A 19,130-nucleotide genomic window follows, 5' to 3' on the forward strand; every position below is an offset into this window, starting at 1 on the left:
GGTGACGCCAGACGACAAGACGACCCCGACCGGGCACCGAAGCGCCGCCGCCGACAGCAGGGCGGCGGCGGACACCGCGCTCCTGGAGGCGTTCGGCGGGGTGCGGGGCATGGTGGACACCACCGTCCCCGGTCTGGTCTTCGTCCTGCTGTACACGATCAACCGCGACATCCACCTCGCCGCGCTCGCCGCGCTCGGCCTCACCGTGCTGCTGGCGCTCGCCCGGCTGGTGCGCAAGGAGACCCTGAAGCACGCCTTCAGCGGGGTCTTCGGGGTCGCGTTCGGCGCGATCTTCGCGATGATGTCCGGCGACGCGAAGAACTTCTATCTGCCGGGCATGCTCTACACCCTGGGCCTGGCGATCGCCTACATTCTCTCGGCGATCTTCCGCTTCCCGCTGATCGGGGTGTTGCTCGGGCCGATGCTGAAGGAGAACCTCTCCTGGCGCACCCGTAACCCCGGCCGGTTCCGTGCCTACACCCGCTCCACCTGGGCGTGGGGGCTGATTCTGCTCGCCAAGTCGGCGGTGCTGTTCCCGCTCTACTGGTGGGGGGACGCCACCCAGCTCGGCTGGGTCAAGGTCGCGCTCGGCATTCCGCCGTTCCTGCTCTGTGTCTATCTGACCTGGATCTTCCTCGCCAAGGCCCCGCCGCCGATCGACGTGATCGCGGAGATGGAGGCCGAGGAGAAGGCCGAGCGGGAGCGGAAGTCCCAGGCCGACAAGGCCGACAAGGTCGCCGATCCGCTGCTCTCGGAGTGGACCGGCCAGATCGTGTCCGAGGCCCGTACCGAATCGGCCGACCGGCAGCCGCCCCGGCACTGAGGCCACGCGGACCGCGGCCCGGACTCCCGCAGGGGGAGTCCGGGCCGCGGTCTGTGCCCGGAGCGTTCGTCCTAGCCCGTGGCGTCCTGGCGCTGGACGGACAGCAGCTGCTCGAGCTGCTCCTCGCGCGCCTGTGCCGCGACGAACAGCAGCTCGTCCCCGGCCTCCAGCACATCGTCCTTGTTCGGGGTCAGTACGCGGGTGCCGCGGATGATGGTGACCAGCGTGGTGTCCTCCGGCCACTCCACATCGCCGACCCGGGTGCCCACCAGCGCCGCCTCCGGCGGCAGCGTCAGCTCCACCAGATTGGCGTCGCCGTGGCTGAAGCGGAGCAGCCGCACCAGATCGCCGACGCTCACCGCCTCCTCGACCAGCGCCGACATCAGACGCGGGGTGGAGACGGCGACATCGACGCCCCATGCCTCGTTGAACAGCCACTCGTTCTTGGGGTTGTTGACCCGGGCGACCACCCGGGGCACCCCGTACTCGGTCTTGGCGAGCAGCGAGACGACCAGGTTGACCTTGTCGTCACCGGTGGCCGCGATGACCACGTTGCAGCGCTGCAGCGCCGCCTCGTCCAGAGAGGTGATCTCGCACGCGTCGGCCAGCAGCCACTCGGCCTGCGGCACCCGCTCCACCGAGATGGCGGTCGGCGCCTTGTCGATGAGGAGCACCTCGTGCCCGTTCTCCAGCAGCTCGCTCGCGATGGAACGCCCCACGGCGCCCGCCCCGGCAATGGCAACCCTCACGGTGCCTCCTCGTTCGCCCCGCCGCGCCAGCGGCTACTCGCTACATCAGCGGCTCCGCCGCGGGCACCGTCGCCCGCGCGGCGCAGAGGTGCGGCCTTCGCTGTCCCGTGCGGCTCGGCGGCCGTGCGTGCGGCGCTCACCGATTCGCCTCCTCAGGCCCCTTTTCGAAGGCTGCCTCGACCTTCTCCACCTCATCGGTGCGCATCATCACATGCACCAGGTCGCCCTCCTGCAGCACCGTCCCGGAGGTCGGCAGCATCGCCTCGCCGAGCCGGGTGAGGAACGCGACCCGCACTCCGGTCTCCTCCTGGAGCACGCTGACCTTGTGGCCCACCCACGAGGGGGAGATGTGCACCTCGGCCAGCTGCACCCCGCCGCTGGGGTCCCGCCAATGCGGCTCCGCGCCGGACGGCAGCAGCCGCCGCAGCATCTGGTCGGCGGTCCAGCGCACCGTGGCCACCGTCGGGATGCCGAGGCGCTGGTAGACCTCGGCACGGCGGGGGTCGTAGATACGGGCCGCCACGTTCTCCACCCCGAACATCTCGCGGGCCACCCGGGCCGCGATGATGTTGGAGTTGTCGCCGCTGCTCACCGCGGCGAAGGCCCCGGCCTCCTCGATGCCCGCCTCGCGCAGGGTGTCCTGGTCGAAGCCGACACCGGTCACCCGGCGCCCGCCGAAGCCCGCCCCCAGGCGGCGGAAGGCCGTGGGGTCCTGGTCGACGACCGCGACCGTGTGCCCCTGTTGCTCCAGGGTCTGGGCGAGGGCCGCGCCCACCCGGCCACAGCCCATGATCACGATATGCATGCGTCTTACCCCGCACTCCAGATGACCGTGCCGACCTGCGCAAACACCCTGCTCACATCTTCCTTCCAGGACCTACGGGGCGACAGCGGGGCGGGGCCCCGATGCCGGTGCCCGGGGACGACGGGAGTCGGCCGCGGTGGCACCTGTCCCCACCGTATCCGTACCGGCGGCCCGCTCTCCCGTCCGCGCGCGACGGCCGGGAGATGAACCTGGTGAGATGCGACATAGCGGGAAAGTTCCCGTGATCATCGGCGGTGGGGGGAGCCGGTCGGAGGTGATCGCAGAAGCGACGGGAACGAACTGGACAGGGAAGGGCAACGATCATTTCCGGTTGCGGACGCGGAGTGAAAAGGCTGTTGGCGATCAGCCCCGACCACTACGGTGGGCCCGGGTTACGGCGCTTCAACGGTGGTCGCAACCCTTCATCTTTGCCTGAAATCCCGGACCTTCACCGAAACCACATGACAAATGCCGCGCGATTGCCGCTGGTTCGAACTTTGTCGCGGGCGTCGGATACTAGGTCACGACATGGCTAAGATGATCGTCGTATTCCGTTTCCGGACGGGACATCAGGGCTCTGAGCCGTTCCTTCCGCGCCCGCGTTCTTCTGCACGAGGTTCCTGATGACTGATCACATATCGGAGGCGGTGAGCTGGTGTCTGGCCGCCGCGCTTCTCGTCGTCCTGGTGCTTCTGATCCGCCAGCGGCAGATCACCGCCGGAGTCCGCAGGCGCAATGCCACTCTCGAGGACAGCCTGCGCTCCCGTGACGAGGAGGTGCAGCACCTCGTCGACGTACGCCTCCCCTCGATCGCCGATGTGCTGAGCCAGCCAGGCCCGCTGCCGGGCCTGCGGGACGAGAAACTGGCCGGTACGGCCTTCGCGCAGAGCCTGCACGCCGTCATGGAACAGTTCACCCGCGCGGTGGACAAGGCACAGACGCGGGCCGACGCCTCCGCCAAGGCGGCGCTCAAGGCGTCCATGCGAGCCGTCCAGGGACTCGCCAACGAACAGCAGGTGTCGATCTCCGAGATGCAGGAGCGGCACGACAACCCCGATGTGCTGCGGGATCTGCTGGAGATCGACCACGCCAACGCCCAGTTCGGCCGGCGCGCCCAGGCCATCGCCGTGCTCTGCGGTTCCTGGCCCGGCCGTCAGCGGCTGGCCTCCTCGCTGACCGATGTCGTCCGCGGCTCCAAGTCGCGCATCCGCGACTACCAGCGGGTGCAGGTGCACGCCCTGATCGACGTCGCCGTGGTGAGCCGGGCCGTGGAGCCCGTCGTGCTCGCGGTCGCCGAGCTGCTGGACAACGCCGCCCGCCACTCGCAGCCCAACACGTCGGTGGAGGTCGGCCTCCAGCCGGTGCACAACGGGGCCTGCATCGTGATCGACGACGCCGGTGTGGGCATGGACGGCCTGGAGGTCCAGCGGGCCGCCGCCCTGCTCTCCGGCCAGCGCGCCGTGGACGTCTCCCGGCTCGGCGACCCGCCGCAGTTCGGCTTCGCCGTGGTGGGCCTGCTGGCCGCACGGTACGGCTTCAGCGTCTCGGTGGACACCCGGTCCCCGTACGGCGGTGTGCGCGCCGTGCTGTTCCTCCCGAGCGACCTGCTCACCCATATCGACCCCGACAGACGGCCGGGCACCGCGGCGCAGGACCCCGAGGGCGCCGAGCCGCTGCACACCCTGCCCTCCCGCCGCACCCGCGCCCCCGGAAGGGCGCGGCAGGCGCAGGCCGCTCCGGCCGAGGCCCAGGCCATCCCCCAGGCCCAGCCTCCGGCGCCCGCCCCTGCCCCCATGCCCGCCCCGGCACCCGCCGCGGCGCCCCAGCCGTCCCTGGGCGACGACGAGGCCACGCGCGTGTACGGCACCACGCAGGGCGGTCTGCCCAAGCGCCGCCGCCGGCACGCCGCCGCCACCCCGCCGACCGCCGACTGGTCCATGGGGACCGGGCGGGCCGGCGCCGCCGAATCCGACGACACCGGCGCGCACCGCGCGCGTTCGGCGGAGGAAACCGCCTCGCGGCTGGGCGCGTTCGCGCGCGGCACCCGCTCCGGCCGTGCCGACACCCAGGACTCCGCCCCTCACCATGACGAAGGGAATCGCCAGGCATGAACGACCATCTCAACAACGAGCTCGGCTGGATGCTCGACGAGGTCGTCAAGATGCCGGAGGCACGGCACGCGATCCTGCTCTCCGCGGACGGGATGCTGCGGGCGTACTCCGAGGGCATCGCCCGCGACGAGGCCGAGCGCCAGGCCGCCGCACTCTCCGGGCTGCAGTCGATCAGCCGCTCCACCTCCGAGTTCTGTGATCCGCACGAGACGCCCTGGCAGCAGACGCTGGTCGAGTTCGTCGGCGGGTACGTCTTCCTGATCGCCGCCGGGCCCGGTGCGTATCTGGCGGTCTCGGCCACCGAGTCCGTGGACATGGAGGCGGTCAGCTACCGGATGCAGAAGCTGGTCGACCGGCTCGGCAAGGAGCTCACCAGCCCGCCGCGGCAGGGCCTCCCGCGGCAGGGGATCGGCAGCCACACATGAGTCCGGGGCGGCGCGAACGAGGGTTGGTGCGGCCGTATGTGGTCACCGACGGCCGTGCCTACCCGACTCGCAACACCTTCGACCTGGTGACCCTGGTCATGGCCCACCCCGACCGGCCGCTCACCGGGCTCAGCCCCGAGAAGCGGCGGGTCATGGAGCTGTGCCTGGGCGGTGCGCTCTCGGTGGCCGAGGTCTCCGGCTACCTGGAGCTGCCCGTCAGCGTCACCAAGGTCCTGCTCGGCGACCTCGTGGACAGCGGCCACGTCTCCACCCGGTCCCCGATCCCCGCCGCCGACCTCCCCGACACCCAGCTCCTGCAGGAGGTGCTCGATGGACTCCGCGCTCGCCTCTGACGACAAGGCGGTCTACCTGTCCCATACGGTGCGGGTGGCGGCGAAGATCCTCGTCGTCGGGCACTTCGCCGTCGGCAAGACCACCTACGTGGGCTCGCTGTCCGAAATCCGGCCGCTGCGCACCGAGGAGACGATGACGCAGGCCGGTGCGCTCACCGACGACCTGCGGGGCACCGAGGACAAGACGACCACCACCGTCGCCATGGACTTCGGCCGGCTCACCCTCAGCGAGTCCCTGGTGCTCTATCTGTTCGGCGCGCCGGGACAGCAGCGCTTCACCCGGCTGTGGCGGGACATGACGAACGGGGCGCTGGGCGCGCTCGTCCTGGCCGACACCCGGCGGCTGGAGCAGTCCTTCCCGGTGATGGCAGTCCTGGAGGAGCACGGACTGCCGTACGCCGTCGCCGTCAACCAGTTCGAGGGCTCTCCCCGCTTCGCGGAGCCGGAGGTCAGGGAGGCCCTCGATCTGCTTCCGGAAACCCCCCTGGTGACCTGTGACGCCCGGGACCAGGTCTCCTCCACCCACGCACTGATCGCCCTCGTCCAATATCTACAGGCCCGCCAGACCCGTAGCTCCCAGGAGATTGTGTGACCAACCGTCCAGCCGCCGGCCCCGTCCCCCCACCGGGCTGCCCCGCGCACGCGGGCCCCGCCGAGGCCGTGGGCGACACCGGGCACAGTGCGGCCGTACCGATGTACGGTCCCGAGTTCGCCGCCGACCCGCACGGCGCCTACGCGCGGATGCGCGCCACCCATGGGCCGATCGCACCGGTCGAGCTGACGCCGGGGGTGTACGCCTCGCTGGTCACCAGCTACCCGCTCGGCCTGGAGATCCTGCGCGACACCGAGCGGTTCGCCAAGGACCCGCGCGGCTGGCGGGCGATGCAGGACGGAAGCGTGGGGCCGGACAACCCGGTCGCCCCGATGCTGATGTACCGGCCGAACGCGCTGTTCGCCGACGGGGAGGCGCACGCCCGGCTGCGCGGGGCGATCACCGACAGCCTGGACCGGGTGGATCCGCACGCCCTCAGCGAGTACGTCGAGCGCAGCGCCGAGACGCTGATCGACGCCTTCGCCTCCCGGGGCGAGGCCGACCTGATCACCGAGTACGCGTCGGTGCTCCCGCTGCTGGTCTTCAACCAGCTCTTCGGCGCACGCCCGGCGGACGGGCCGAAGCTGGTCGAGACGATGATGAAGCTCTTCGACAGTGGCGAAGAGGCGGCGGCGGCCAACGACGCGCTGCTCCACTGGATCTCCGGCCTGCTGGCGGACAAGCGCAAGCAGCTCTCCGCCGACGTCACCTCCTGGCTGATCGCGCATCCCTCGCAGCTCACCGACGACGAGCTGATGCAGCAGATGATCCTGCTGATGGCGGCCGGTACCGACCCCCAGCAGAATCTGATCGCCAACGCGCTGCGCCTGCTGCTGTCGGACGACCGCTTCGCCGGTGAGCTGTCCGGCGGCAGCATGCCCGTCGAGGACGCGCTGGACGAGGTCCTGTGGAACGACCCGCCGATGGCCAACTACGGCACCCGGTTCCCCCGGTACGATTGCGACGTGGCGGGCGTACGGCTGCGCAGGGGCGAACCGGTGCTCATCAGCTACGCCGCGGCCAACCACGAGGCGGCCATGGCCTCCGACCGCCGGTCCGGCAACCGGGCCCATCTGGCCTGGAGCGCGGGCGCCCACCGCTGCCCCGCCGAGCGGCCCGCCCGGGTGATCGCTTCCGTGGCCATCGAGCGGCTCCTGGACCGCCTCCCGGACATGGAGCTGGCGGTCCCCGTCGAGCGGCTGACCTGGCGGACCGGGCCCTTCGCCCGCGCCCTGGTCGCCCTCCCGGTGCGCTTCCCCGCCCAAGCGGTGGCCGCGCACGAGCCGTTCGCGGCGCCCATGTCCGAGCCGGTCCGATTCGACGAGACCTCTGGAGTCAGCCAATGGAATCCCGTCCCATCGTCCTCGACCCCGCCGGCCGCGACATCGCCGGAGAGGCAGCCCGAGTCGCCGCAGGCGGCGAGGCGACGCTTGTTGAGCTTCCTGACGGCGTGGTGGCGTGGGCAATAACCCGCCAGCGCACCCTCAAGGAGCTGCTGACCGACCCCCGGGTCTCCAAGGACCCCCGGCAGCACTGGCCCGCGTGGATCAACGGTGAGATCACGCCCGAGTGGCCGCTGATCACCTGGGTCGCCGTCGAGAACATGTTCACCGCCTACGGCAGCGACCACCGGCGGCTGCGCACCCTGGTCTCCAAGGCGTTCACCGCCCGGCGCACCGCCGCCCTGCGGCCGCGCATCGAGGAGATCTGCGCCACGCTCCTGGACGACCTGGCCGCCGCGCCGGACGAGGTGGTCGACCTGCGCGAGGCGTACGCGTACCCGCTGCCGATCCAGGTGATCTCCGAGCTGTTCGGGCTCGACGACGAGAACCTGCGCGAGCGGATGCGCCGGGTGGTGGACAGCATCTTCCACACCTCCGCCTCCCCGGAGGAGGTCACCGCCACCTTCAACGAGATGTACGCCGTCCTCGGCGAGCTGGTGGCCACCAAGCGCGAGCGGCCCGGCGACGACCTGACCAGCGGGCTGATCGCGGTGCGGGACGAGGAGAGCGGCTCCAAGCTCAGCGAGAAGGAGCTGACCGACACCCTCGCCCTGTTCCTCTCGGCCGGTCACGAGACCACGGTCAACCTCCTGGACAACGCCATCCACGCGCTGCTCACCCGGCCCGAGCAGCTCGAGCACGTCCGGGCCGGCCGGGCCACCTGGGAGGACGTGATCGAGGAGACGCTGCGGCACTCCGCCCCGGTCGCCAACCTGCCGCTGCGCTACGCCGTGGAGGACATCGAGCTGGACAGCGGCGTGGTGCTGCACAAGGGCGACGCGATCCTGGCCGCCTACGCGGCCGCCGGACGCGACCCGGAGGTGCACGGCGAGGACGCGGACCGCTTCGACGTCACCCGGCAGCTCAAGAGCCACCTGGCGTTCGGCCACGGCGTCCATCTGTGCGTCGGCGCCCCGCTGGGCCGGCTGGAGGCCGCGATCGCGCTCCCGGCGCTCTTCGACCGCTTCCCCGGGCTCACGCTCGCGTCCGGGCGGGAGCCGCTGGAGCCGGTGGAGTCCTTCATCTCCAACGGCCACCGCACCCTGCCCGCGCGCCTGTCCTGATCTCCTCCGGCGTCCTGCTCCCGCCCGCCCCCTTCCCGGGGGTGGGCGGGTGGGCGGGGGCCCGCGCTACCCCTTACGATCCTCTGCGTGTCCAAACTGACCGACCTCCCGAAACGGATCCTGATCGGGCGGGCCCTGCGCAGCGACAAGCTGGGGGAGACTCTCCTCCCCAAGCGCATCGCGCTCCCCGTCTTCGCCTCCGACCCCCTGTCCTCCGTCGCGTATGCGCCGGGGCAGGTGATGATCGTTCTGTCCGTGGCGGGTGCGTCGGCCTACCACTACAGCCCGTGGATCACGATCGCCATCATCGTGCTGATGTTCACGGTGGTCGCCTCGTACCGCCAGAACGTGCACGCGTATCCCAGCGGGGGTGGTGACTACGAGGTCGCCACCACCAACCTCGGCCCCAAGGCGGGTCTGACGGTCGCCAGCGCCCTGCTGGTCGACTACGTCCTCACGGTGGCGGTGTCGATCTCCTCCGGTGTGGAGAACCTCGGTTCGGCCGTCCCCTTCATCATCGAGAACAAGACGCTGTGCGCGGTCGGCATCATCCTGCTGCTGACGCTCATGAACCTGCGGGGCGTACGGGAGTCGGGCAAGCTCTTCGCGATTCCCACCTATGTCTTCGTCGGCGGCGTCTTCGTGATGATCCTCTGGGGCGCCTACCGCGGGCTGGTCCTGGGCGACGACATGAAGGCCCCCACCGCGGGCTTCGAGGTCCACGCCGAGCAGACCGGGCTGGCCGGCTTCGCGCTGATCTTCCTGCTGCTGCGCGCGTTCTCCGACGGCTGCGCCGCCCTGACCGGCGTCGAGGCGATCAGCAACGGCGTGCCCGCCTTCCGCAAGCCCAAGAGCCGTAACGCGGCGACGACGCTGGCGCTGATGGGCGGCCTCGCCGTGATCATGTTCGTCGGCATCATCACGCTGGCCCTGGTGACCGACGTCAAGATGGCCGAGAACCCCGCGCACGACCTGCTGAAGAACGGCACCCCGCTCGGCGCCGGCTACACCCAGAACCCGGTGATCTCGCAGGTCGCGGCCGCGGTCTTCGGCGACGGCTCGTTCCTCTTCGTGGTGCTGGCCGCGGCCACCGCGCTGGTGCTCTTCCTGGCCGCCAACACCGCGTACAACGGCTTCCCGCTGCTCGGCTCGATCCTGGCCCAGGACCGCTACCTGCCCCGCCAGCTGCACACCCGCGGCGACCGGCTCGCCTTCTCCAACGGCATCGTGCTGCTCGCCTCGGCCGCCGCCGTCCTGGTCTACCTCTACGGAGCCGACTCCACCCGGCTGATCCAGCTCTACATCGTCGGCGTCTTCGTCTCCTTCACCCTCAGCCAGACCGGCATGGTGCGGCACTGGAACCGCCATCTGGCGACCGAGCGGGACCCGAACGCCCGCCGCCGTATGGTCCGCGCCCGCGCGATCAACACCTTCGGGGCCTTCTTCACCGGCCTGGTGCTGGTCGTGGTGCTGCTGACGAAGTTCACCCACGGTGCCTGGGTCGCCCTGCTCGGCATGGTCATCTTCTACGTCACCATGACGGCCATCAGGCGCCACTACGACGGCGTCTCCGAGGAGCTCGCGGCGGCCACCGAACAGCTCGACGAGGAGGAGGTGCGCCCCTCCCGGGTGCACTCCCTGGTGCTGGTCTCCAAGGTCCACAAGCCGACGCTGCGCGCCCTGGCCTATGCCAAGCTGATGCGCTCGCACCGGCTGGAGGCGCTGAGCATCAACGTCGACCCCGCCGAGACCAAGGCGTTGCAGCGGGTGTGGCAGGAGCGCGGCATCGATGTGCCGCTGAAGATCCTCGACTCGCCCTACCGCGAGATCACCCGGCCGGTCATCGACTACGTCAAGAGCCTGCGCCGGGAGAGCCCGCGCGATGTGGTCTCCGTCTTCATCCCCGAGTATGTGGTCGGCCACTGGTACGAGCATCTGCTGCACAACCAGAGCGCGCTGCGGCTCAAGGGGCGGCTGCTGTTCACCCCGGGCGTCATGGTCACCTCCGTGCCGTGGCAGCTGGACTCCTCCGAGCTGGCCCGGAAGCGGGCGCGCAAGCGGGCCGAGTGGAACGCCCCGGGTGCGGTGCGGCGCGGTCCGGTGATCCCGGCCAAGCAGCGGGAGAAGGGCGAGAAGGGGCCCAAGGGCGAGAAGCCGGGCGTCACCTCGCAGGTTCCCTGACGGTGGGCCCGCGGTCCTGGGGCCTCGGGGCGTGACGGGGTGGGGGCGGGCGCGACGTAGACTGGTGGGCTGTTGTCCCACCGTGCCCCCTCACCCCCTCTGGAGCCTGAACCCGCCATGCAAAGTGAACCCAAGGCATCGCTGGTCGGCGAGGAGTACGAGGTCGAGGTCGGCCCGGTGGCGCACGGCGGCCACTGCATCGCCCGGACCGGCGAGGGCCAGGTGCTCTTCGTCCGGCATGCGCTGCCCGGTGAGCGGGTCGTCGCCCGGGTGACCGAGGGCGAGGAGGGCGCGCGTTTCCTGCGCGCCGACGCGGTGCGGGTGCTGGACGCCTCCAAGGACCGGGTCGAGGCGCCGTGCCCGTTCTCCGGCCCCGGCAAGTGCGGCGGCTGCGACTGGCAGCACGCGGCTCCCGGCGCCCAGCGCAGGCTGAAGGCCGAGGTGATCACCGAGCAGCTGGCCCGGCTGGCGGGGCTCACCCCCGCGGAGGCGGGCTGGGACGGCACGGTCGAGCCCGCGCCCGGCGACAAGGTGGCCCGCGGCGAGGTCCCGGCCTGGCGCACCCGGGTGCAGTACGCGGTGGACGAGCAGGGCCGGCCCGGACTGCGCCGCCACCGCTCGCACGAGGTCGAGCCGATCGACCACTGTCTGATCGCCGCCCCCGGCGTCACCGAACTCGGCGTCGAGAAGCGCGAATGGCCCCAGATCGCCGGCGTGGAGGCCATCGCGGCCACCGGCTCCTCCGACCGCCAGGTCGTCCTCACCCCGCGCCCCGGCGGCCGGCTGCCGATCGTCGAGCTGGACCGGCCGGTCTCGGTGCTGCGGGTCAGCGAGTCCCGCGGCCGTGACCGGACCCGCCTGGTGCACCGCGTCCACGGCCGCCCCTTCGTCCGCGAGCGGGCGGCGGGCCGCACCTGGCGGGTCGGCGAGGCCGGTTTCTGGCAGGTCCACCCCAAGGCGGCGGACGTCCTGGTCGAGGCCGTCATGCAGGGCCTGATGCCCCGCCAGGGCGAGACGGCCCTCGACCTGTACTGCGGGGTCGGCCTCTTCGCGGGCGCGATCGCCGAACGGGTGGGGGAGCGCGGCGCGGTGCTGGGCATCGAGTCGAGCAAGCGCGCGGTCGAGGACGCCCGGCACAACCTCCAGGACCTGGACCGCGTCCGCGTCGAGCACGGCAAGGTCGAGCAGGTACTGCCCCGCACCGGGATCACCGAGGCCGACCTGATCGTCCTGGACCCGCCCCGCGCGGGCGCGGGCAAGGAGACGGTGACCCGCCTCGCGGCCCTGGGCGCCCGCCGCATCGTCTACGTCGCCTGCGACCCGGCGGCACTCGCCCGCGACCTGAAGTACTTCCGTGAGGAGGGCTACTCCCCACGCCGCACGCGCGCCTTCGACCTCTTCCCGGTGACGCACCACGTGGAGTGCGTGGCGGTGCTGGAGCCTGTCGCGAAGCGTTCCTGACCTGCGGATGTGTAGCCTGGGTGGGCCGCTCGGCGACCGCGTCGGGCAGGCCCTTGTGCTGGCGGACCGCCCGATGGGCGCGGCGCCCGGAGCCGGCGGCGCAACCACCGCTCCCTCCGGGGTCGCAGAAATTGCATGACCTTGTTGCGTTGGCCGCATCCTGCGTTGAGAGTGGCTGCCCGGGACCCGCAGTGCGGTCTCGGCATCCGACGCAGGACCGCTGCCGGGGACGCGGTGAAAGCGCGGCCCCGGAGCGAGCGGGAGCCTGGCCGGCCCGGTCGGACCGGCGCAAGGATTTATCGTGATTCAGAAGGACGCCGCGTTCTACGGCGAGGGCAGCCGTCTCGAGGCCACCCGGTACTACCCGGACGACATGGCGGAGGCGGGCAGCACGCCGCGATCAGCTTCTTCGGTGCGTTGCGCTCGGCGTCGGGGACCGCCGCTCGCACCGGTGGCCCTCCGCGACGATGTCGCGAAGGGCCACCGGGTCGTTCGGGCGTCCGAGGGGGCCGTCAGGTCACACCCGTACGGTCTCGCCCGCCGCATCGGGCTCCTCGGCCTGCCCGGGGCCGGAGACGCCGGGCGTGTCGGGGGAGTCGTAGCGGTGGTTGGGCCACCACGCCTTGGAGCCGAGCATCGCGGTCACCGTCGGCACCAGCAGCAGCGCCATGATGAACGCGGTGAGCAGGATGCCGAAGGCGACGGCGAAGCCCATTTGCTGGAGCATGGTGTTACTGGCCAGCATCAGCACACCGAAGGTGCCCGCCAGGATGATGGCGGCCGAACCGATCGTCGGCGCCGACTGGGCCACCGCGAGCCGGGCCGCCTCGGCCGGCGTCTTGCCCTTGCGGACTTCCTCCCGCAGTCGGGCCACCATGAGGATGTTGTAGTCCGTGCCGATCGCCACCACGAACAGATAGACGATGATCGGCAACATGAAGAGCAGACCGTTCTCGCCCCGGACGTTCTGGAACAGCCAGACCGTGGAACCCAGGGTCGCGGCGAAGCCGAGGCCGACCGCGAGCATCAGATACAGCGGCGCCACCACGCTGCGCAGCAGCAGGCCGAGGATCAGCATGATGGCCAGGCCTGCGACCGGGAAGACCAGCCGGTAGTCGTGGTTGACCGCGTCCTCGATGTCGGCCAGCACCGCGGTCGACCCGCCCACCAGGACCTTGGAGCCCTCGGGCGCGGAGTCGTGCGCGGTGTCCCGCAGCTCCCCGGCGACCAGCTCGATGGCGTTCTCGGAGGCGGGCCGGTACTTCAGCACCACGCTGAACTGGGCCACGTCGCCCTTGGGGTTGAGCACGGCGGGGGAGACCTCGCCGACGCCCTCGACCGTCCCCAGCTTCTGCCGGAACCCGGTCAGCGCCGAGGCGTCCAGCTTGTCGCCGTTCGACTGGATGTACACCAGGCTCGGGTCGGACTCACCGGCCGAGAAGCTCTTCTGCAGATCCGCCATGGCCTGGACGGACTCCAGGTCCTTGGGGAGCGAACTCTCGGTGTCGAATTCGGCTTTGAAGCCGAGCGCGCCCACCGCGAGGGCCGCCAGCACACCGGCGGACACCGCGGCGATCAGCCCGGGACGACGCGACACCAGGGAGCCGACGCCGTTGGCGAGCCGGTTGCGGGGGGCCTTCTTCCACGCCTTGGACGGCCAGAACGCCTTCGTTCCCAGCAGCGAGAACACCGCCGGGACCAGGGTGAGGGCCGCCACGAGCGTCACCGCGACGGAGATCGCCAGCGAGGGCCCCATGGCGCGCATGCTGCCCATCGTCGACAGCACCAGGGCGAGGAAGGCCACGATGACCGCACCGGCCGCCGAGGCGATGGTTTCGCCGACCCGGGTGACCGCGTCGACCAGGGCCTCCTTGGGCTGCTGGCCCTTACGGAGGTGTTCGCGGTAGCGGAACAGCAGGAAGAGCATGTAGTCCGTGCCGACGCCGAACAGCACCACGATCAGGATCGCGGACACGCTGCTGTCGGCCTCGAGCCCGAACCAGTCGCTGGCGGTGGCGATCAGTCCCTGGGCCATGATGAACATCACCAGGATCATCAACACGGGCATCAGCGCGATGAGCGGGCTGCGGAAGATGGCGCCGAGCAGCACGATGATCAGGACCAGGGTGGCCATCATGATCATGGCATCGGTGTCACCCGAGGACTCGACGGAATCGAGGGCGGAAGCCGACGGACCGGTCACGTCGACCTTCAGCGAGGTGCCCTTCAGCAGCTTGTCGCGGTCCGCGCGCAGGTCCTTGATCGACTGCTGGGTGTCCTCGTTGTAGACGTCCTTCTTGGTCAAGTACACGTTGGCCAACGCCACCTTGCCGTCCTTGGAGACGGCCTCGGGCGTGGTCACCACGGACTTGAAGGTCTTGTACTTCTCGTCCTGGAACCCCGTGGTCACCTTGGCGACGGCGGCCTTGTCGGCGTCGGAGAGTTTTCCGCCGTCCGACCGCTGGTAGACCAGGATGGCGGCCGCGGTCTCGTGTTGCGGGAACGCCTGCTCCTGGAGCTTGGTCACCCGCACCGATTCGTAGTGCGACGGCAGGAAGTCGGCCTGGTCGGTGCTGGACTTCAGCGGTGGGGCCAGGATGGCCAGGCCGACCGCCGCGATGACCCACAACGCGACGACCAGCCATGGACGGTGGACGGAAAACCGTCCTATTCGCCCGAACATGACGCTCCTTAGGGATTTAAGGTTCCAGTAAAGGGCACGCTAGGACAGCTGTTCAGGCCGCGCCATGTGTCCCCGTGGATATCGGCCTGGGGGCTGAGGGCGGCTCCGCCAAAGGGTTTAGGGGAGCGGCCCGCGTATCAGCATCCGTGCTGATGGCGCCTCTCGAGCCCCGGGCCGACGGCCACCGTCCGAGTCTCCGGTGCCGGTGTGCGGTCGGGCCGTGAAGTGGTGCGGACTGACATGTTGCTGACAAAATCGTGGTGTGCGGCGGCCCGGCTCGGGTGCCCCGCCTCCCGCGCCGTCCGCTTCCTGACAAGCCCCCCGCCACGCTCTCAAGGCCCCCGTCGCGGCTCGTCAAGGCGACCCGTCACGGTGCCCGCCACGTCTCGTGGAGACGCCCCGCTACGCCTCGTGGAGGGCCGTCTTCGCGGCCCCGACGAAGTCCGTGAGGGCCTGCCAGAACGGGCGGAAGGCGTCGTGGAAGCGCTGCGGCGCCTCCGGTTCGCCGGAGCGCATCGCGCCCAGGGCGCGGTGGAACGGGCCGGTGGCCTTCTGCGGCGCGTTCGCGGTGGCGGCCGCGGCGGCCGGGCCCTCCAGCTCGACCACGCGCACACAGCGGCGCAGCTTGCCGTATTCGTCGCGTTCGCGCTCGGCGAGTTCGTCCAGCTCGTCCAACTCATCCCGGAGGGCGGGGCGGCGCCCCGCCTCGGCGGCTCGCTGGACGGCGGCGATCTCCCAGGACAACTCGCCGATGCCGTGGGCCCGTTCGATCAGATCGAGATACGCGCCGCGCCTGCTGTCGCGCAGCCGCTCCGCGCGCTGGGCGAGCACCGCGGTGTCCGCCTGGATCCGGGCGGCCCTGGTGTTGCCGCGGCTGGTGACCCAGCTGGCCAGGACGGCGGTGCCGCCGGTGAGGGCCACGATCCAGAAGGTGCTGTCAGCCATGGGCCCCCACCCCGTCCTCAACTCCCCGATCTCCGGCCATCTGCCGCCCCTTGGTCATCATGGGCCACCGCGGCTATCCCCCGATGGTAGGAAGATACGGAAGGCGTAACGGTTCAGCGGTATGTGCCAGAGATATGTTCCGGAGCATGAGCGCATCCGGGCTCCTGCCCGCCAGGACCGAACTGCGGCCCGTGGTCTCCGAGCTGAGGCTGTCGGCCTTCAAGACCCACCGCCGCGCCGCCTTCTCGCTGGGCCCGCTGACCCTGATTTCCGGTCCGAGCGGCAGCGGTAAGTCCGGGGTGCTGGAGGCGTACGCGGCGCTCGCGCGGCTCGCGGGCGGCGCCCGGCTCGCGGAGGTGTTCCGTGACCCGGCCGCGTACATCCCGCGCCGGGCGCGGCCGGACCGGCAGGGGCGGCGCGGGTTCCGCATCGGCTGCACCGTGGACGGCCCGGTCGGGCCCGTACAGCTCGACGTCGCCGTGCAGGCCGAGCCCGAACTGCGCATCGTGGGCGAGCGGATGACGGGGGCGGGGGAGACGCTGCTGGAGACGGCGCTGCGCGATCCGGGGCGGCGCTGTGTGCAGGCCGCCTGGCATACGGCGGGAGCGGTCGCGGTGACCCGCGCCCCGCTGCCCGACGACCGGTTGGCGACCTCGTTGCTGCCGCTGCGGGTCGCGGGCACGACGGAGGGGCAGCGGCTCGCGCTGGCCGCCGCCGAGCAGGTGGTCATCGCGCTGCGCTCGGTCTTCCCCTGCGACCCGCGGCCGGAGCGGATGCGCGCGCCGGCGGTGCCGAGGGACGGGCGGCTGCGCGGCTGCTGCGAGAACCTGGCGGCGGTGCTGCGGCGGACCAGCCGGGAGTGCGGCACGCGCCATGCGGCGCTGGTCGCGGCGGTCCGCGCGGGGTGCGTCGGGCCGGTGGAGGGCCTGGTCACCGAGGGGCATGCGGACGGGGTGGTGCGGGCCCTGGTCGAGCAGGGGGAGCTCGGCGCGATGCCCGTGGAGCGGCTGGGCGACGGCGAGTTGCGGTATCTCGCGCTCGCGCTCGTGCTGCTGACCGGGCCCGGTGTGCTGGCCGTGGACCCGGCGGCCGATGTGCTCCCCGCGCGGCAGGTGCTGACCGTGCTGGCCGACGGTTTCGACCGGTGTCTGGACCGTCGGCAGGCGCGGGAGCTCCTGGGGGTGGCGGCCCGGATGTGCGCACGGGGGCACATCCGGCTCGTGGGGACGGTGGGGGACGTGACGGGGGCGGTCGGGGACGCCCCCGTCACGGTGGTAGACCTGGGGCGTGAGCGAGTCCTATGAGAGCGAGCGACGAGCAGGCGGCCGGACCGGCGGCCGAACCGACGGCCTGGATGTGGCGGCGCTGCAGCGCAGGCTGGCCGCCTTCGCGGCGGCGCGCGACTGGCAGCAGTACCACACCCCCAAGAATCTCGCGGCGGCGCTGAGCGTCGAGGCGTCGGAGCTGGTGGAGATCTTCCAGTGGCTGACGCCGGAGCAGTCGGCGCGGGTGATGGAGGACGAGGGCGAGGCGGCCCGGGTCGAGGACGAGGTCGCCGATGTACTGGCGTATCTGCTCCAGTTCTGCGAGGTGCTGGGGATCGACGCGCTCGCGGCGCTCTCGGCGAAGATCGACCGGAACGAGGGGCGGTTTCCGGTGAACGGAGGGCGCTGATCGCGAACGGGGGCGGATCGCGAACGGGGGCGGATGGCAGACGGGCGCTGACCGCGAACGGGGGCTTTGGCGGTGAATGGGGGGCCTGGCGGTGAACGGGGGACTATAGCGGTGAACGGGCGCTCTGGCGGTGAACCGTGATCTCGGATGGCCCACAGGCCCTTCAACCCTCCCCTTCGTCACTCTCCGTAGTGAAAAAGTTATCCACATCGCAACTGTTGTCAACAGATTCCTGAATTCCCCTAGCTTTTCGGCCTGTTAGTTATCACTCTGGGTAGTGGAGGAGTGACGGGCTCGGAAGTCCGTTGAGAGGGGTGCGGGGAATGGACGCGATGCGGCTGATCGGTGTCACCCGGCACGCCCTGGCGAAGGCCGGGGGCGTGCACGACATCGTGGCCGAAGCCTGGCAGGTTCAAGCGCTGGCCGAGGCGGTCGGCGGTTATTTCGTGGTGAGTGGCCCGGCGGCCGCGCGAGCGGAGGCGCGCGGTCTGTGCGAGGCGGGCGGGCGGGCGCGTGGCGCCCTGTTCCACCCGGCGCTGCACCACCCCACGCTGCGCGGCGGCGGTTTACGGGCCGCACAGCTCTCGGAGGTGCGCGATCCGAGAGAGGTGCTGCTGGCGCTGGGAGATCTGCTCGCGGAGGCGGGGTTCGCGCTGGTCGGCGTCGCCTCCAATACGGAGGAGGAGGCGCTGTACTGGCAGTGCGTGGAGGCGATCGACGCGGCGGACGAGGCCCGCGACCGGGTGCACGGGATGCTCCGGCATCTCACGTTCCGCGAGTGGGGCGGGGAGTGGGGTGGTGCCGCATGAAGAGGCAGGATGGGGGCCATGGATCTTCGCATCTTCACCGAGCCCCAGCAGGGGGCGACCTACGACACTCTGCTCACCGTCGCCAAGGCCACCGAGGACCTCGGATTCGACGCCTTCTTCCGGTCCGACCACTATCTGCGCATGGGAAGCGGGGACGGCCTCCCGGGCCCCTCCGACGCCTGGATCACCCTGGCCGGGCTGGCCCGCGAGACCCGGCGGATCCGGCTGGGCACGCTGATGACCGCCGCCACCTTCCGGCTGCCCGGTGTGCTGGCGATCCAGGTCGCGCAGGTCGACCAGATGTCGGGGGGACGAGTCGAGCTGGGTCTGGGCGCGGGCTGGTTCGAGGAGGAGCACCGGGCCTATGGCATCCCCTTCCCCAAGGAGAAGTTCGCCCGGCTGGAGGAGCAGCTGGCCATCGTCACCGGGCTGTGGCAGACCCCGGTCGGCGAGACCTTCGGCTATGACGGTGCCCACTACCAGCTGGTGGACTCCCCGGCGCTGCCCAAGCCCGCCCAGAGCAAGGTGCCGGTGCTGATCGGCGGCCAGGGGGCGACCCGCACGCCGCGGCTGGCCGCCCAGTACGCGGATGAGTTCAATATGCCGTTCGCCTCGGTCGAGGACAGCGAGCGCCAGTTCGGCCGGGTGCGGGACGCGACCGAGGCCGCCGGCCGCAAGGGCGACGACCTGGTGTACTCCAACGCGCTCGTGGCGTGTGTGGGCAAGGACGACGCCGAGGTCGCCCGGCGGGCCGCGGCGATCGGCCGGGAGGTCGAGGAGCTGAAGGAGAACGGCTTGGCGGGCTCCCCGGCCGAGGTCGTCGACAAGATCGGCCGCTATGCGCAGGCGGGCGCCTCCCGGATGTACCTCCAGATGCTGGACCTCCAGGACCTCGACCACCTGGAGCTGATTTCCTCGCAGGTCCAGGCCCAGCTGGGCTGAGCGAACCACCA

At 71.1% G+C, this 19,130-nt stretch carries 17 protein-coding genes; 13 read left to right on the forward strand and 4 right to left on the reverse strand.

The genetic code is table 11. The features are described 5' to 3' along the window. Position 1 precedes the first annotated feature (1 nt). On the forward strand, positions 2-823 hold the full coding sequence (locus AS97_RS33125) for a DUF3159 domain-containing protein (RefSeq protein WP_086710765.1): 822 nt from the start codon (positions 2-4) through the stop codon (positions 821-823). A gap of 71 nt (positions 824-894) precedes the next feature. Here AS97_RS33125 and AS97_RS33130 read toward each other — a convergent pair whose 3' ends face one another. Both AS97_RS33130 and AS97_RS33135 read right to left on the reverse strand, forming a co-directional pair. Further along, complete coding sequence (locus AS97_RS33130) at positions 895-1,572, reverse strand: TrkA family potassium uptake protein (RefSeq protein WP_059141661.1); 678 nt, start codon at positions 1,570-1,572, stop codon at positions 895-897. Between the two features lie 136 nt (positions 1,573-1,708). Next, a complete protein-coding gene (locus AS97_RS33135; protein WP_059141662.1) occupies positions 1,709-2,377 on the reverse strand; it encodes a TrkA family potassium uptake protein in 669 nt (222 codons plus the stop codon). A gap of 623 nt (positions 2,378-3,000) precedes the next feature. Here AS97_RS33135 and AS97_RS33140 point away from each other — a divergent pair. From AS97_RS33140 to AS97_RS33170, 8 genes are all read left to right on the forward strand, one after another. Next, entirely contained in the window at positions 3,001-4,488 is a 1,488-nt protein-coding gene (locus AS97_RS33140; RefSeq protein WP_210566155.1) for an ATP-binding protein, read from the forward strand. After that, positions 4,485-4,913 carry a roadblock/LC7 domain-containing protein gene (locus tag AS97_RS33145; protein ID WP_059141664.1) on the forward strand — a complete coding sequence of 143 codons (429 nt, stop codon included), beginning with the start codon at positions 4,485-4,487 and terminating at the stop codon, positions 4,911-4,913. Before AS97_RS33140 ends, AS97_RS33145 begins: the two co-directional genes overlap by 4 nt. After that, the gene (locus tag AS97_RS33150) at positions 4,910-5,266 is read left to right on the forward strand and encodes a DUF742 domain-containing protein (RefSeq protein ID WP_059141665.1); all 357 of its coding nucleotides are present in this window, start codon (positions 4,910-4,912) and stop codon (positions 5,264-5,266) included. The genes AS97_RS33145 and AS97_RS33150 overlap by 4 nt, the downstream gene beginning before the upstream one ends. Beyond that, positions 5,244-5,858 carry an ATP/GTP-binding protein gene (locus tag AS97_RS33155; protein ID WP_059141666.1) on the forward strand — a complete coding sequence of 205 codons (615 nt, stop codon included), beginning with the start codon at positions 5,244-5,246 and terminating at the stop codon, positions 5,856-5,858. Before AS97_RS33150 ends, AS97_RS33155 begins: the two co-directional genes overlap by 23 nt. Continuing rightward, entirely contained in the window at positions 5,855-7,327 is a 1,473-nt protein-coding gene (locus tag AS97_RS47775) for a cytochrome P450 (RefSeq protein WP_236670292.1), read from the forward strand. The genes AS97_RS33155 and AS97_RS47775 overlap by 4 nt, the downstream gene beginning before the upstream one ends. Then, positions 7,309-8,424 (forward strand): cytochrome P450, encoded by a 1,116-nt coding sequence (locus AS97_RS33160; RefSeq protein ID WP_247204562.1) that lies wholly within the window; start codon positions 7,309-7,311, stop codon positions 8,422-8,424. The genes AS97_RS47775 and AS97_RS33160 overlap by 19 nt, the downstream gene beginning before the upstream one ends. 87 nt (positions 8,425-8,511) lie before the next feature. Next, on the forward strand, positions 8,512-10,605 hold the full coding sequence (locus tag AS97_RS33165; RefSeq protein ID WP_210566156.1) for an APC family permease: 2,094 nt from the start codon (positions 8,512-8,514) through the stop codon (positions 10,603-10,605). A gap of 117 nt (positions 10,606-10,722) precedes the next feature. Then, the gene (locus AS97_RS33170; protein WP_059141669.1) at positions 10,723-12,066 is read left to right on the forward strand and encodes a TRAM domain-containing protein; all 1,344 of its coding nucleotides are present in this window, start codon (positions 10,723-10,725) and stop codon (positions 12,064-12,066) included. 517 nt (positions 12,067-12,583) lie between these two features. Here the strand turns inward: AS97_RS33170 and AS97_RS33175 are convergent. Continuing rightward, positions 12,584-14,749 (reverse strand): MMPL family transporter, encoded by a 2,166-nt coding sequence (locus AS97_RS33175; RefSeq protein ID WP_059141670.1) that lies wholly within the window; start codon positions 14,747-14,749, stop codon positions 12,584-12,586. Positions 14,750-15,151: 402 nt separating this feature from the next. Continuing rightward, entirely contained in the window at positions 15,152-15,694 is a 543-nt protein-coding gene (locus tag AS97_RS33180) for a hypothetical protein (RefSeq protein WP_125760363.1), read from the reverse strand. 146 nt (positions 15,695-15,840) lie between these two features. Between AS97_RS33180 and AS97_RS33185 the strand changes: the two genes are divergently transcribed. The 4 genes from AS97_RS33185 to AS97_RS33200 all read left to right on the forward strand — a co-directional run bounded on the left by AS97_RS33185 (position 15,841) and on the right by AS97_RS33200 (position 19,119). Continuing rightward, on the forward strand, positions 15,841-16,998 hold the full coding sequence (locus tag AS97_RS33185; RefSeq protein WP_059141850.1) for a hypothetical protein: 1,158 nt from the start codon (positions 15,841-15,843) through the stop codon (positions 16,996-16,998). A gap of 46 nt (positions 16,999-17,044) precedes the next feature. After that, a complete protein-coding gene (locus AS97_RS33190) occupies positions 17,045-17,368 on the forward strand; it encodes a nucleotide pyrophosphohydrolase (RefSeq protein ID WP_247204844.1) in 324 nt (107 codons plus the stop codon). 323 nt (positions 17,369-17,691) lie between these two features. Beyond that, a complete protein-coding gene (locus tag AS97_RS33195; RefSeq protein WP_059141673.1) occupies positions 17,692-18,177 on the forward strand; it encodes a DUF6099 family protein in 486 nt (161 codons plus the stop codon). A gap of 18 nt (positions 18,178-18,195) precedes the next feature. After that, positions 18,196-19,119, forward strand: a complete 924-nt coding sequence (locus AS97_RS33200; protein ID WP_210566157.1) for an LLM class F420-dependent oxidoreductase — start codon at positions 18,196-18,198, stop codon at positions 19,117-19,119. The last annotated feature ends 11 nt before the right edge of the window (positions 19,120-19,130 follow it).

It is taken from the genome of Streptomyces sp. AgN23 (genome assembly GCF_001598115.1).
In the GTDB taxonomy this organism is placed as follows: Bacteria; Actinomycetota; Actinomycetes; order Streptomycetales; family Streptomycetaceae; genus Streptomyces; species Streptomyces antimycoticus.